This window comes from Methylomicrobium sp. Wu6 (genome assembly GCF_035916875.1).
In the GTDB taxonomy this organism is placed as follows: domain Bacteria; phylum Pseudomonadota; class Gammaproteobacteria; order Methylococcales; family Methylomonadaceae; genus Methylomicrobium.
In genome coordinates this window covers 88,761-102,007 of the sequence record NZ_JAXUHN010000081.1, presented here as the reverse complement: position 1 = coordinate 102,007, position 13,247 = coordinate 88,761, and the positions used below count along the sequence as shown (strand labels likewise).

10 protein-coding genes are annotated in these 13,247 nt (G+C 55.1%); 5 read left to right on the top strand and 5 right to left on the bottom strand.

Annotated elements, in window-relative coordinates; translation table 11 throughout:
• Window positions 1–5 precede the first annotated feature (5 nt).
• A complete protein-coding gene (locus tag U2W12_RS12325; RefSeq protein WP_326500986.1) occupies window positions 6–1,757 on the bottom strand; it encodes a DEAD/DEAH box helicase in 1,752 nt (583 codons plus the stop codon).
• A gap of 216 nt (window positions 1,758–1,973) precedes the next feature.
• On the opposite strand from U2W12_RS12325, the gene dapA reads away from it, so the two are divergent.
• Window positions 1,974–2,849 carry a 4-hydroxy-tetrahydrodipicolinate synthase gene (dapA, locus tag U2W12_RS12320; protein WP_326500985.1) on the top strand — a complete coding sequence of 292 codons (876 nt, stop codon included), beginning with the start codon at window positions 1,974–1,976 and terminating at the stop codon, window positions 2,847–2,849.
• A gap of 3 nt (window positions 2,850–2,852) precedes the next feature.
• Complete coding sequence (gene bamC, locus U2W12_RS12315; protein ID WP_326500984.1) at window positions 2,853–3,680, top strand: outer membrane protein assembly factor BamC; 828 nt, start codon at window positions 2,853–2,855, stop codon at window positions 3,678–3,680.
• 9 nt (window positions 3,681–3,689) lie between these two features.
• Here the strand turns inward: bamC and U2W12_RS12310 are convergent, their stop codons facing one another.
• Window positions 3,690–3,911: a hypothetical protein gene (locus tag U2W12_RS12310; RefSeq protein WP_326500983.1), complete on the bottom strand. Its 222-nt coding sequence runs from the start codon at window positions 3,909–3,911 to the stop codon at window positions 3,690–3,692.
• Between U2W12_RS12310 and purL the strand changes: the two genes are divergently transcribed.
• The 3 genes from purL (at window position 3,910) to U2W12_RS12295 (ending at window position 9,233) form a co-directional block, all read left to right on the top strand.
• Window positions 3,910–7,794 carry a phosphoribosylformylglycinamidine synthase gene (purL, locus tag U2W12_RS12305; protein ID WP_326500982.1) on the top strand — a complete coding sequence of 1,295 codons (3,885 nt, stop codon included), beginning with the start codon at window positions 3,910–3,912 and terminating at the stop codon, window positions 7,792–7,794. The two genes, U2W12_RS12310 and purL, sit on opposite strands and share 2 nt — an antisense overlap.
• Window positions 7,795–7,880: 86 nt before the next feature.
• Window positions 7,881–8,330, top strand: coding sequence for a hypothetical protein (locus U2W12_RS12300; protein WP_326500981.1), 450 nt, complete (start codon window positions 7,881–7,883; stop codon window positions 8,328–8,330).
• A 468-nt stretch (window positions 8,331–8,798) separates the two neighbouring features.
• The gene (locus U2W12_RS12295) at window positions 8,799–9,233 is read left to right on the top strand and encodes an Hsp20/alpha crystallin family protein (RefSeq protein ID WP_326500980.1); all 435 of its coding nucleotides are present in this window, start codon (window positions 8,799–8,801) and stop codon (window positions 9,231–9,233) included.
• 143 nt (window positions 9,234–9,376) lie between these two features.
• Here the strand turns inward: U2W12_RS12295 and U2W12_RS12290 are convergent, their stop codons facing one another.
• From U2W12_RS12290 to U2W12_RS12280, 3 genes are all read right to left on the bottom strand, one after another.
• On the bottom strand, window positions 9,377–10,663 hold the full coding sequence (locus tag U2W12_RS12290; protein ID WP_326500979.1) for an esterase: 1,287 nt from the start codon (window positions 10,661–10,663) through the stop codon (window positions 9,377–9,379).
• 73 nt (window positions 10,664–10,736) lie between these two features.
• Window positions 10,737–11,621, bottom strand: coding sequence for a ribose-phosphate diphosphokinase (locus U2W12_RS12285; RefSeq protein ID WP_326500978.1), 885 nt, complete (start codon window positions 11,619–11,621; stop codon window positions 10,737–10,739).
• 4 nt (window positions 11,622–11,625) lie between these two features.
• The gene (locus U2W12_RS12280; protein WP_326500977.1) at window positions 11,626–13,161 is read right to left on the bottom strand and encodes a thymidine phosphorylase family protein; all 1,536 of its coding nucleotides are present in this window, start codon (window positions 13,159–13,161) and stop codon (window positions 11,626–11,628) included.
• Window positions 13,162–13,247: the final 86 nt, after the last annotated feature.

Sequence of the window (13,247 nt, the reverse complement as noted above, 5' to 3'; positions counted from 1 at the left end):
CGCGCTCAGTCTTGATGCGCCTTGCCTTTTTTCGAAGTCGAAGACATGCGTTTTTTGCTCTTCGCGGCCTTCTTTATATCCACCGAGGATTTAGCCGAATCGCCGACTTTCGAGATGTTCAGCCGCTGTCCCGCAACCCTGATATTTTTCAGTTCTTGAAAGAGTTCCTTCGGCATGCCGGCCGGCAGTTCGACCGTGCTGTAATCGTCCTCTATCTTGATTCGTGCGATATGCTCGCCGTCCAGCCCTGTTTCGTTTGCGATCGCGCCGACGATATTGCCGGGCTTGACGCCATGCTTGTGGCCGACTTCGATGCGATACATCTCCATGCCGATGCCGGAAGGCACATCGGTGCGTCTGCTCTTGCGTTCACGTCTCGGGCTTTCATCGGAACGCGCAAAATCGTCCTTATGCTCCTTGGATTTTTTCGGCTGTTGCATCAACAGCGGCACGTCGCCCTGAACCAGCTTAGCCAGAGCGGCAGCGATTTCGAGCGCGCTGACATTGTGTTCGATCTGGTATTGCTCGATCAATTGGCTATAGAAACTCAATTCCTCGGCCGCCAGCGTGTCGGTGATATTTTGTTTGAAACGCGCAATGCGCTTGTTGTTTATCACTTCGGTCGAAGGCAGGTCCATTTGTTCGACCCGTTGCTTGGTCGCTTTTTCAATATTGCCGAGCAGTTTCCTTTCGCGCGGCGCGACGAACAAAATCGCATCGCCGGTGCGACCGGCCCGGCCGGTGCGGCCGATACGGTGGATGTACGATTCGGTGTCATACGGGATATCATAATTGACGACGTGCGTTATCCGGTCAACGTCGAGGCCGCGCGCGGCCACGTCGGTTGCGATCAGAATATCGAGTTTGCCGGATTTGAGGTTTGCGATCGCGCGTTCGCGTAGCGCCTGCGACATGTCGCCGTTGATCGCGGCGGCCGAAAAGCCGCGCGCTTCGAGTTTTTCAGCCAGTTCGACTGTCGCGGTTTTGGTTCTGACGAAAATGATCATGCCATCGAAGGTTTCGGCTTCGAGAATCCGGGTCAGGGCGTCCAGTTTATGAACGCCGCTGACCACCCAAAAGCGCTGGCGGATGTTTTCGGCCGACGCGGTGGTAACCTTGATCGTGACCTGTTCCGGTTCCGTCAGATATTCCTGGGCGATTTTGCGGATCGGCATCGGCATGGTTGCCGAAAACAGCGCAATCTGCCGGTTTTCCGGGGTTTGTTCGAGAATCCATTCGACGTCATCGATAAAGCCCATGCGCAGCATTTCGTCCGCTTCATCGAGCACCAACACGCTCAGGTTGTCCAGTTTCAAGGTGCCGCGCCGCATGTGATCCATCACCCGTCCCGGCGTGCCGACCACCACATGCGCGCCGCGGTTGAGCTGACGCAGTTGCGATGTGTAATCTTGGCCGCCATAAATAGGCAACACATGGAAACCTTTCAGATGCGCCGCATAGCGCTGGAATGCCTCGGCGACCTGAATCGCCAGTTCGCGGGTTGGCGCCAACACCAACACTTGCGGGTCTTTTTGTTTGAGGTCGATCCGCGACAGGATCGGCAGTGCGAATGCGGCGGTCTTGCCGGTGCCGGTTTGCGCCTGTCCGAGCACATCTTTGCCTTGCAGCATGAAGGGGATCACTTGCGCCTGAATCGGCGAGGGAGTTTCATAACCGACATCCTCCAACGCTTTTAGCACCGGCTCGATAAGCGCTAAATCCTGGAATGAGGGTGATGAAGGAACAGCTTGGGTCATGAATTTACCTGTAGAATTGGGAGATGGGCGTTGCCGCCTAGAAATATGAATCTAACCCCCCATTCTATAACAGTTTTGATTTGTTTGCAGGATTTCAATAATTGACGCATTGACTGTTCTGACAATTACAAGCTGAGTTTTGCCGATTTGCTTGGTATAATAGAAAAATAATTTTGTCCCACTAATTTACTTTATTTATACCCATTGAGGGAGTTCATGATTCAAGGCAGTATCGTTGCGCTGGTCACACCTATGTTTGAAAACGGCGCGGTTGACAAGGAAAGCCTCAAAAAATTGGTCGAATTTCATATCGAAGAGGGCACCGATGCGCTCGTTGCGGTCGGCACTACCGGCGAGTCGGCAACGCTGAGCGAGGATGAACATTGCGACGTGATTGCTTCGGTGATTGCCTATGCGAAGGGACGCATTCCGATCATCGCCGGCACTGGCGCCAATTCGACGACCGAAGCGATTCATCTGACGCGGCGCGCGAAAGAACTCGGCGCCGATGCGTGTCTGCTGGTGACGCCCTACTATAACAAGCCGACTCAGGAAGGTTTGTTTCTGCATCATCAGGCCGTCAACGACGCGGTGGACATACCGCAAATTCTTTACAATGTACCCGGTCGAACAGGCTGCGACATGCTGCCGGAAACGGTGGGCCGTCTGTCGAAACTCAAGAACATCGTCGGCGTTAAAGAAGCAACCGGCGACCTGTCCCGTTTCCAAAAGATCCGCGATCTGTGCGGCGAGGATTTTGCGCTTTACACCGGCGACGATGCGACCAGCCGCGAATTTTGCCTGTTGGGAGGCAACGGCAGCATCACCGTAACCGGTAACGTTGCACCAAAACTGGTCCATCAAATGCTGGCAGCGGCTATGGCCGGCGATGCCGAAACCGCGTTGGCGCTCGACGAAAAATTGACCGGCCTGCACAAAGCACTCTTTATCCAGTCCAATCCGATTCCGGTCAAATGGGCGGTCTCCGAAATGGGTTTGATGCCGCGCGGCATTCGTTTGCCGCTGACCTGGCTGACGCCGGATTGTTTCGAGGCCGTGCGCGCCGCGATGCGCCAGGCCGGAGTGATTTAAGACGTGATAAAGGATCGTAGAAACGTACTCTTGGTGATCACGACGGCCACTCTGAATCTATCGGCGTGCAGCTATATTCAGAGTCTTTTTCCGGACAAGGAAAAGGATTACCAGTACACGACTGAAATCCCGCCGTTGGTCTTGCCTAGTGACTTGAACACCGGCGCTGTCGCCAAAGAGGCCGAAGCGCCTTCATCAACGGCGGCCGAACCCGCAACGGATCAAAATCAGCCTTCAGCCGAAGCCGAGCAAGCGTCGACAGCCCCGGAAAATACCGAAGGTGCCGAAAAAACCGGCACAGAAGAAAAAATCAGCGAACAGCCTGAAAAAAAGACTGAAGAGCCCGAACAATCCGCTCCACAAGCAGAGCCGAAACATGCCTCAGAAGGCCAGTCGGAACAAAAACCCGAAGTAAAAGAAGAGAAAAAGGATGCCAAACAGGAAGGCACTCCGGTCGAATTGGTGCGGTTTTCGGATGGCGAGCGCCGCTTGAGAATCGCGACTCCGCCCGACAAAGCCTGGCACTTGGTCAGTAAAGCGTTGAGCCGCAATTCGATCGAGGTGACCGAACGCGATCAGGATCAGAAGCTGTTTTATGTTCAATACAATCCCGAGGCGAGAAAAGCCGAGGACGGGTCCCTGCTGGATGAGGCCGTCTTTCTGCTCAAGGGATTTGAGGCAAATGAGAAGGAATATTTACTCAAGTTGATTCCTGTTGACGACAAGACCGACCTGGCGATTGCCGATAAGGATTTGAACCCGGTCAGCAATGATGATGCGGCGGTTAAGTTATTACGGCTGTTGGGCGGCACCATTCAAGGGAATCAGTAGCTTGGGTGCTCAGGGGCTGAGAAAAACTCTCTCTAACTTGGGGAAAGGACTGGGTGAGGGCGGTAATGGCAATTTGCCTAAATAAATCGCTTCTTGAGCAAAAGATGGAAATTGCAAGAAGCCTGTCGTTGCGGAATTTTTATCCTGCCGCATTTCTTTACCGATCGTGCCCCATACGTATGAATGAGAGCGATCAACAAACTTTTTCACATTGTCATTCCATTGATTCATGTTAATTATCCCGGGCTCTATTGCACTTTCCGATTTCCGCATCACCAAATTGCTTGCCGATTTAAAGGCCGTCGAACCCGAGATTCAATCCGTGTCGGCGCGCTTCGTGCATTTCGTCGATCAGGAAGGCGATTTGCAAGCCAACGCCCAAACCATTTTGCAACAACTGTTGGATTACGGCTCAGGACCTGTCGAATCGCCCGGCAAGGGCGTTCGCCTGCTGGTTGTGCCGCGCCCCGGCACAATCTCGCCGTGGTCCAGCAAGGCGACCGAGATCGCGCAGCGCTGTGGCCTGGTTGCGGTCAACCGGATCGAACGGGGCATCGAATATACCCTTCACGCAGGAAAGCCGTTAATCGAGGCTACTCAACGCCAATTGGCGGCTTTGCTGCATGATCGGATGACGCAGAGCGTATCCTACGGCGACAAAACTCCCGATTTATTCAGCAAACACGAGCCGCAACCATTGCGGCGCGTCGCAATCGTCGAGCAGGGCAAACCGGCCTTGGTTAAGGCCAATGCGGATTTGGGCCTGGCCTTGTCGGACGATGAAATTGACTATCTGGTCTCCGCGTTTGAAGGCTTGAGTAGAAATCCGACCGATGTCGAACTGATGATGTTCGCGCAGGCGAACTCAGAGCATTGTCGGCACAAGATCTTCAATGCGAATTGGACCATCGACGGCATCCGGGAAAGCAAAACCCTGTTCGGAATGATCCGCCATACGGCCCAACAGCATCCGGAAGGCATTCTGTCGGCCTACAGCGATAATGCATCGGTTGTCGAGGGTTTCAATAATCGGGTTTTCCGCCGCGATCCTGTGACCGGCCTTTACGATTATATCGAGGAAGACGCGCACATTTTGATGAAGGTCGAAACGCACAACCACCCGACCGCGATTTCCCCGCATCCGGGCGCCGCGACCGGCTCCGGCGGCGAGATTCGCGACGAAGGCGCGACCGGCCGCGGCTCCACGCCGAAAGCCGGACTGACCGGTTTTTCAGTCTCGCATTTAAAGGTCCCGGGCTTCGCACAGCCGTGGGAGGAAGACCACGGCAAACCGGCGCGTATCGCCTCTGCTTTGGACATCATGCTCGAAGGTCCGATCGGAGGCGCGGCGTTCAACAACGAATTCGGCCGGCCGAATCTGGCCGGTTATTTTCGCAGCTACGAGCAGTTGGCGCCGGGCGCGGAGAGTAATGATTATCGCGGTTATCACAAACCGATCATGATCGCCGGCGGCCTGGGCTCGATCCGGCCGATGCTGGTCAACAAGCAGCCGATACCGGCAGGCTCCTTGATCATCATCCTCGGCGGCCCCGCGATGCTGATCGGGCTGGGCGGTGGCGCGGCCTCGTCATTGGCCTCCGGCGAAAGCTCCGAGGATCTCGATTTCGCCTCGGTGCAGCGCGAAAATCCGGAAATGCAACGCCGCTGCCAGGAAGTGATCAACCACTGCAACGCACTCGGCGCGGATACACCGATCGTCTCGATTCACGACATCGGCGCAGGCGGCTTGTCAAACGCGGTGCCCGAAATCATCCACGACTGCGAGCGCGGCGGCCGTTTCGAACTGCGCAAGGTGAACAATGCGGACATCGGCATGTCGCCGATGCAGATCTGGTGCAACGAGGCGCAGGAACGTTATGTCGTCGCGATCAAGCCTGAATCGCTCGAACTGTTCCAAGCCTTTTGCGAACGCGAGCATTGCCTTTATGCGGTGATCGGCGTCGCGACCGAAGCCGAGCGACTGTTGCTCGACGACAATCTGCTCGGCGATGCGCCGGTCGATTTGCCGATGTCGGTGCTATTCGGCAAGCCACCGAGGATGCACAGGGATGTGAAGCGGCAGCAACCCACTCTAAAAGCGGTCGATTTGAGCGGCATCGAGATCAGCGAGGCGGCCAAGCGCGTGCTGTCGTTCCCGGCGGTCGCGGACAAAAGCTTTCTGATCCATATCGGCGACCGTTCGGTGACTGGCCTGGTCGCGCGCGACCAAATGGTCGGCCCCTGGCAGGTGCCGGTCGCCGATGTCGCGGTGACCTCGGCAGGCTTTTATGCCGAGACAGGCGAAGCGATGGCGATGGGCGAGAGGACGCCGCTTGCGGTGATCGATGCGCCGGCTTCAGGGCGCATGGCGATCGGCGAGGCGGTCACCAATATCGCGGCCGCGCGCATCGCCAAACTCGGCGACATCAAGCTGTCCGCGAACTGGATGGCGGCGGCTGGCTTTTCGGGCGAAGATGCGGCGTTGTTCGATACGGTCGAGGCGGTTGGCATGGAACTCTGCCCGGCCTTGGGCATTGCGATTCCGGTCGGCAAGGATTCGTTGTCGATGAAAACGGTCTGGAAGGACATTGACGGCGAAAAAACGATGGCCGCGCCGTTGTCGCTGATCATCACCGCGTTTGCGCCGGTCCTCGACATCGCCAAGACACTGACGCCGCAATTGTGCTGCAACCATCATGGCACGGTGTTGATTCTGATCGATCTCGGCCAAGGCAAAAACCGTCTCGGCGGTTCTGTGCTGGCACAGGTTTACCGTCAGCTTGGCGATACAAGCCCCGATCTTGACGATCCGGCTTTACTGAAAGCGTTTTTCGAGGCGATCCAAAAACTGAATCAACAAGGGAAACTCTTAGCCTACCATGACCGGGCGGACGGCGGCCTACTGGCCACGGTCGCGGAGATGATCTTCGCGAGCCGTCTCGGCGCGGAGCTGATTCTGGACAACCTCGGAGAGTTGCTGCCGGCCTTGTTCAACGAAGAATTAGGGGCGGTGATTCAGGCCAGGGTCAGCGAAGCGGACGATGTGCTATCAATCCTGAAACAAGTAGGTCTGGGCGAGGTGAGTCATATCATCGGCCGCGTCGTCGAGAGCCAGCAATTAACCGTGATCCATGACGGCCGCATCGTGTATAGCGCCGCGCGCGCCGATATGCAAGCGAATTGGTCCGAACTCAGCTTTAGGATGCAGGCGCTCCGCGATAATCCGGACTGCGCGAGACAACAGTTCGAGAGGATTCGTGACGACAACGATCCGGGGTTGAATGTCAAATTGACCTTTGACGTAAATGACAACGTTGCCGCGCCTTTCATTGCTTCCTCGATCAAACCGAAAATTGCGATCCTCCGGGAGCAGGGCGTCAATGGCCATGTCGAGATGGCTGCCGCGTTCGACCGCGCCGGCTTCGCGAGCATCGACGTGCACATGAGTGACATCATCGCAGGACGCGTTGAGTTGTCTGCTTTCAAAGGCCTGGTCGCCTGCGGCGGCTTCTCCTATGGCGACGTGCTCGGCGCGGGCGGCGGCTGGGCCAAATCGATCCTGTTCAATCCTCGCGCGCGGGATCAATTCGAAGCGTTTTTCGACCGCGAGGATACCTTCGGCCTGGGCGTCTGCAACGGTTGCCAAATGATGTCCGGATTGAAAGACATCATTCCAGGCGCGGATCTGTGGCCGCGTTTTCTGCGCAACCGCTCCGAGCAATTCGAGGCCCGGGTAGCGCTGGTCGAGGTGCAGCCTTCGCCGTCGGTCTTTTTTAGAGGCATGGCGGGTTCGAGAATGCCGGTGGCTATCGCGCACGGCGAAGGCCGCGCCGAATTCGCAAACGGCTATGCCAAGAAGGCTCTCGCCGCGCAAATCGTCGCCTTGTCCTATGTCGACAATACCGGCGAATTGACCGAAAGCTTCCCGGCCAATCCGAACGGCTCGCCGTTCGGCATCACCGGGCTGACTACCACGGACGGCCGCTTTACGATCATGATGCCGCATCCCGAACGCTGCTTCAGGACGGTACAGAACTCCTGGCATCCCGACGATTGGAACGAATACGGCGCCTGGATGCGGATATTCAGAAACGCCAGGGCCAACGTCGGTTGAAATTAGATTGATTCGGCCATGATATAATTTAATGTTACGGCAGCGGCCCAAACCTACCGCTTTGTCCGTTCGATTGGAGGGGAGTTATGGAGTCTTCGGCTAAGTGGAAATATCTAAAAATTTTGGGGCTGATTGCTTTAACGGTCACCGTATTTTTCCCGGATGTCGTTTTCGATTTGACCGTCAGCTCCCTGCATTTCTTGTTCGAATCGCTGCTGGAACTCTCCCATTTGCTGTTCGAGGGACTCGAATCGGTGCTGGATCATCTGATTGAGGGCCTTTTCGAGACCGATCTGCACTCGACGCAAACGATCGTGTTTTATATTTTGTTGGCGATTGCCGCTTATCCCTTATATTGGCTGGGCCGTTTTTCGCTTCGTCTTTATCGTCGATGCCAACAGACCTGGAATGGCTTCCGGGCCGAGCATCCATTCAATCCAATCGAATATTGGCATGGGTTGACTCTTCTTCGAAAAATCAAACTGATTTTGATTCCCGTGGCGTTGGTTTATCTGTACGTGATGTTTTTCGTTTGATTGATGTTAAAGGCCGGCTTCGCGGAACCGATGATCCGATAAAGCCCTCGGATTCCGAACAAAATCGTTAGCGCCGCTGCGAAAATCAACGGGTTTGTAAGATCTTTCTTGACCACCCGTGCATAATGCAACACGCATCAACACAAAGGGTGGAAAACCGACCGTGATGTAGGGGCGTTTGACGATATCGGCGGCTATCGCCGTCCAGTCGAAAAACTGATCCAAGACCAGATAGGCCAAAAAAGGAAGTTCATTTTATCGAGACGCCCTCCGCTTGTTGGATCAGGGCGATGATTTAAAGCGCCTCGCCATTCGCCCATGCACACTTGCGCAGAAAATGTAAATTATTTCCGCTTCGAAGACTGCCCACTTGAAAAGCCGAAGGACAACCCTATTGTAATGGCATGAGACCGGGTGTCCGGTTTATCATCGACAAAATCAATTTGATTAATTAACGAGGAGAAAACGATGGCCTACCATTACCAACCCTGGAGTTTGTTAAATCAATTGCAAAAAGAACTTGAGCGCGCGCATGAAGGCGGTTCAGGGGAAGGATCGATCGCAACCGCGGAATGGACGCCTGCGGTCGACATAAAGGAAGACAATGAAAAATTCGTGCTTTATGCCGATATCCCGGGCGTTAAACCGGAAGACATAGACATTAGCATGGAAAACGGCGTGTTGACGATCAAAGGCGAAAAAAAGAGCGAAACCAAAGCCGAACAGGAAGGCTATAAGCGCGTCGAGCGGATCTACGGCTCGTTCTACCGCCGTTTCAGCCTGCCAGATACCGCCAATGCCGATGCGATCAGCGCCAAATCGAAAAACGGCGTATTGGAAATTGTGATTCCGAAGCGCGAAGCGGTCAAGCCGAAGAAGATTAGCGTTGAATCTATTGAATAATTCAGCCGACAAGCCGTGGTTTTGACAGTTTGGGCGAATTAGCGCGATAGCACGAGGATGGGTCGAGGAGGTACGATCCATCCTCGTTAATATCAGCCGGGGCTGGCATTGGCCGCCCCCGGCTGCCCGGTTAAAGCTTTCTCTCAATCCTCCGTAGAAAGCCCGATCAACAAGCGGATAAATTCCATCACCTTTTCATTGAATACATCATTATGGTCGGCGATGATCTCTTCATCGACCCGGACATTCAGGTAAGGATTTTGCGCATTGGTCTTGTTCAGATGCGTCAGCACGGTGGAACCGTATTGCGTGGAGCCGCCCGGCGTTTGCGTGCTCCAGATGTTTTTCATGTTATCCATGTTGGCGACCTTCAGATTCATTTCCTTGCCTAACGGCTTTAAGGTGTGGCTGATCAACGGCAGATAATGGCCTACCGTATTGCGGTCGGCTTCGCCTTCATCCAATTCGAGCGTATGTTTGCAGTCGTTGCGCACGATGTCGTGGTGGGTTTCGAAAACGGTCGAGAATACGCGGCCCAACGGAAACAGGGTGCCGGTGGCGCCGTCCGCTTCCGAGGTCAGGATCGCCAGGCGCGGCACCTGTTCCGGAAAGTAGCTGCAACGCGCCTGGGCCAGGTCGTAAAAGGGTGCATAACGCAGCGCTTCGAACGCCGGATTCAATAACACAACCAGATCGCCGAAGCCTTTGGCGGTATCGGTGAAGCCCTTGCCTTCCTGGCTGTCGACGAAGCGGCTGGCCAGGATTTGCGAAGTCGCGCTGTACACGACCTGACCGCCGAAGCTGTGGCCGATCACGACCAGACGGCTTTTGATCGGCGGCACCATCGAATTGCGCACATTCGCGATTTCCTCGAGTTTGACCAGGAGCTCGCTGACGCCGAGGTAACCGACATCCTGCGCGGTGCTTTTGCGGTCCCAGAAGGTCAGATAATTGAACGGCGGCACGTCGATCGATTCGCCGCGCCAGCCGATATAAACGCCGGCGATTTTACGGGCAGGGCGGTGCAATGATTTGCTACGTTGGCTTTCGATTGCGCTGAGTTTGGCGAGATTGTCCTTGAAGCTTTCGATGTTCGGATCGCCGGGGCGGGCGTTGTGATGCCAGCCGTGTACGAAGACGGTCAGCAAAATACTTTCCTCGGCGGCTTTTTTGTAGAGCGTGTCAAGCAAGGCCTGCATTTGTTTACGGTCGCGCATCTGACCCTGATCGTCGATTTCGACGAAGCCCAGCGTGTATTCGTTGTCCATGCCCGTATTATACTGATGCAGGGAGTTTTGTTCGCAAGCATTGCTTTGTGACACAGTACACGGCTCATAAATGCTCCGGTATATCTCGTTCGATGCGCAACCGGTCAGCAGGACGCTTGCGCACAACAGGACCTGATAAGGCGTCATTTTTATCAGACTCATAATCATCTCCGGGGGAAGGGAAAAAACTTTAGCGAACCGCAATGCACGAGTCTAACAGCCATTATTGTCGTGGTCAATGTTCGTTCAGCATCGCCTTGACTGCATCGGCCAGCACGCCGTCGAGCTTAATGCAGGAGGCGGAATGATCAATGCTGTCGGTGCTCCAGAGCGTCTGTACGCCTGCTTCGCGAATTACGCGCTCGGCGTCTCCGCAAAATAGCGCATGGGTCACGACCGCATGAACCTCCTCTGCGCCTTTGGCGTGTAACAATTCCGCCGCCTTCGCCAACGTGCGTCCGGTGCTGGCCATGTCATCGACAATCACGACCGGTTGCTTACGGTAATCGGCCTCCGGCAGTGTCAAAGTGACCTCGGTGTCGCCAAGCCTGACTTTTTCGGCAACCTGAAAGGTGAAGCCGGTCATCTCGGCGAGCGTTGCGACCCATTGTCTCGATTCGCTGTCCGGACCGAGCAACAGCGCGTGATCGAACTTTTGCTCCAGGAATTCCGCGATCACGGCCGTGGCGTTCAGGCTGATCGCATGATCTAGCGGTATCGCTTGTTGCAGCCGGCCGATCCGATGCAGATGGGGATCGACCGTGATCACATCGTCGAACAGTTCGGCCAGCAAGCGACCTATGTGGCGTTGACTGACTGCAACGCCCGGCCGATTCGCAAAGTCCTGGCGCATGTAACAAAGATAAGGGGCAATCAGCGTCAAACGTTTCGTGCCCAATTCTCTTGCGGTTTTGGCGCAGAGCAATAATTCGATCAGCTTGCTGTTCGGCTGATTTAGACTGCGACAAAACAAAACGTGCTTCGGTAAATCGGGGGGTAGGGCGGTGAAACTTTCGCCGTCCGGAAAATGATGCACCTCGACTTCGGCAAGCGGTAGCTCAAGTCGGGTTGCCAGGCGTTGAGCCTGCGACAGATAGTCCGAAAAAGCCAGGATCAGCATGGAATTAAAATGCAATCAGCGGTTTCAAGATTTCGACGTTGTCGCCTAAGGTGTAGCCATTGTTTTGGGCGGCCAATTGCTGCGCGAAGGTGAAATCGGCCGGAAACTCGGCGTGAATCCGGTACAATACATCGCCTTTTTTGACCGAACTGCCCAGTTTTTCGATCAAATCGACACCGGCCCGTTTCATCATCGGCGCCCCAGCCATCCGGGCGATTTTGGCCATCTGTAGATTGTCGATTTCGGTTACGATACCGTCATGTTGCGCGACGACCTCATGAAAAAGCTTTCCCGGCGTCAGATCGACAGGTTTGGACCCTTGCGCCTGAATGATCTCGTTCATTTTTGCGCAGGCTCTGCCCGACTCGAGAATGTCGCGCGCAATCGCATAACCTTGGCCTCCGCGCACGTCGGGATCGAATTCGATAATACGTCCAGCCAGGTGCAACGATTTCTGGCGCAAATCGGCTGGAGCCTCGGGATCATTTTGCAACACCAGCATCACGTCGCGAGCTTCAAGCACGGGTCCGATACCGCGGCCGATCGGCTGCCGTCCGTCGGTGATCATGACTTCCAAATGCAGATTCAGCCGGTCGCCGACAAATTCGAACAGCTTGCGCAATGCGAGCGCCTGCCGCATTTGCCTAACTTTAGCGGAAGGACCGACGGGTATGTCGATGAGCAAGTGTGTCGAACCGGCAGCCAGCTTTTTGGATAAGATCGATGCGACCAATTGGCTCTGCGAATCGATGCTTAACGGCCGCTCAACCGCAATCAGCATATCATCGACGGGCGCGAGCCGGGCCGTACCGCCCCACGCCAGACAGCCGCGTTCGCGGCGCACAATGTCGTGTAATTGCTCGGGGCTTAAATCGACCTCCGATAAAATTTCCATCGTATCGGCCGTGCCGGCCGGCGATGTTATCGCTCGGCTCGACGTTTTCGGGATCAGCATGCCGTGCGCGGCGACGATCGGCACGACCAGCATTGAGGTGCGATTTCCGGGAATGCCGCCGATGCAATGCTTGTCGGCGACCAGGGGTTCATCCCAGTCGATCCGGTCCCCGGATTGCAGCATCGCGCGGGTCAAATAGAGCAATTCATCGCGATCCAGACTATTTTGTCCGGTAGCGACCAAAAAGGCCGCAATCTCCATCTTCGAATAACGGCTTTCGACGATATCATCGCATATGTTGTTGAAATCGGTCTGATCGAGGCGCTCGCCGTTGATCTTTCGGCGCACCGCATCCATCGATTCGGGCGGCACGGCATGATTCACTGTCACCAGACAGCCTTCAGCGCAACTGAATTGCTCGAAAGCTTGTTCCGACAGCCCAAGTTCGCCGGGTTGCACGATCGAGGCATCGTCGACCACGTTCAGTACCGCCAACACCTTGGTGCCGTTCAAAATGATCTGAATTTTAGACAACGCCTGAAATCCTTCAGCTCGGTAAATGCCGCATTCGCGATGCAAATAGGCGACATTTTCATGATAGGTGTCGATCGCAATACGGCGAAGTTGCAGGGTGTCCGTGCTCATGGCTTTTTCATTGTCATAATCGGGTGATAATGCGATTTAAGAATTGGATTGTCAACAGGCTGTTGTGCCGACAGCAATTAACCGAT

Bases quoted from the DNA above. Each gene is read 5' to 3' on its own strand.
- U2W12_RS12300 (WP_326500981.1), top strand. From the start codon at position 7,881: ATGGAGTCTTCGGCTAAGTGGAAATATCTAAAAATTTTGGGGCTGATT.
- U2W12_RS12295 (WP_326500980.1), top strand. From the start codon at position 8,799: ATGGCCTACCATTACCAACCCTGGAGTTTGTTAAATCAATTGCAAAAA.
- U2W12_RS12285 (WP_326500978.1), bottom strand. From the start codon at position 11,621: ATGCTGATCCTGGCTTTTTCGGACTATCTGTCGCAGGCTCAACGCCTG.
- purL (WP_326500982.1), top strand. From the start codon at position 3,910: ATGTTAATTATCCCGGGCTCTATTGCACTTTCCGATTTCCGCATCACC.
- U2W12_RS12310 (WP_326500983.1), bottom strand. From the start codon at position 3,911: ATGAATCAATGGAATGACAATGTGAAAAAGTTTGTTGATCGCTCTCAT.
- U2W12_RS12280 (WP_326500977.1), bottom strand. From the start codon at position 13,161: ATGAGCACGGACACCCTGCAACTTCGCCGTATTGCGATCGACACCTAT.
- U2W12_RS12325 (WP_326500986.1), bottom strand. From the start codon at position 1,757: ATGACCCAAGCTGTTCCTTCATCACCCTCATTCCAGGATTTAGCGCTT.
- U2W12_RS12290 (WP_326500979.1), bottom strand. From the start codon at position 10,663: ATGAGTCTGATAAAAATGACGCCTTATCAGGTCCTGTTGTGCGCAAGC.
- dapA (WP_326500985.1), top strand. From the start codon at position 1,974: ATGATTCAAGGCAGTATCGTTGCGCTGGTCACACCTATGTTTGAAAAC.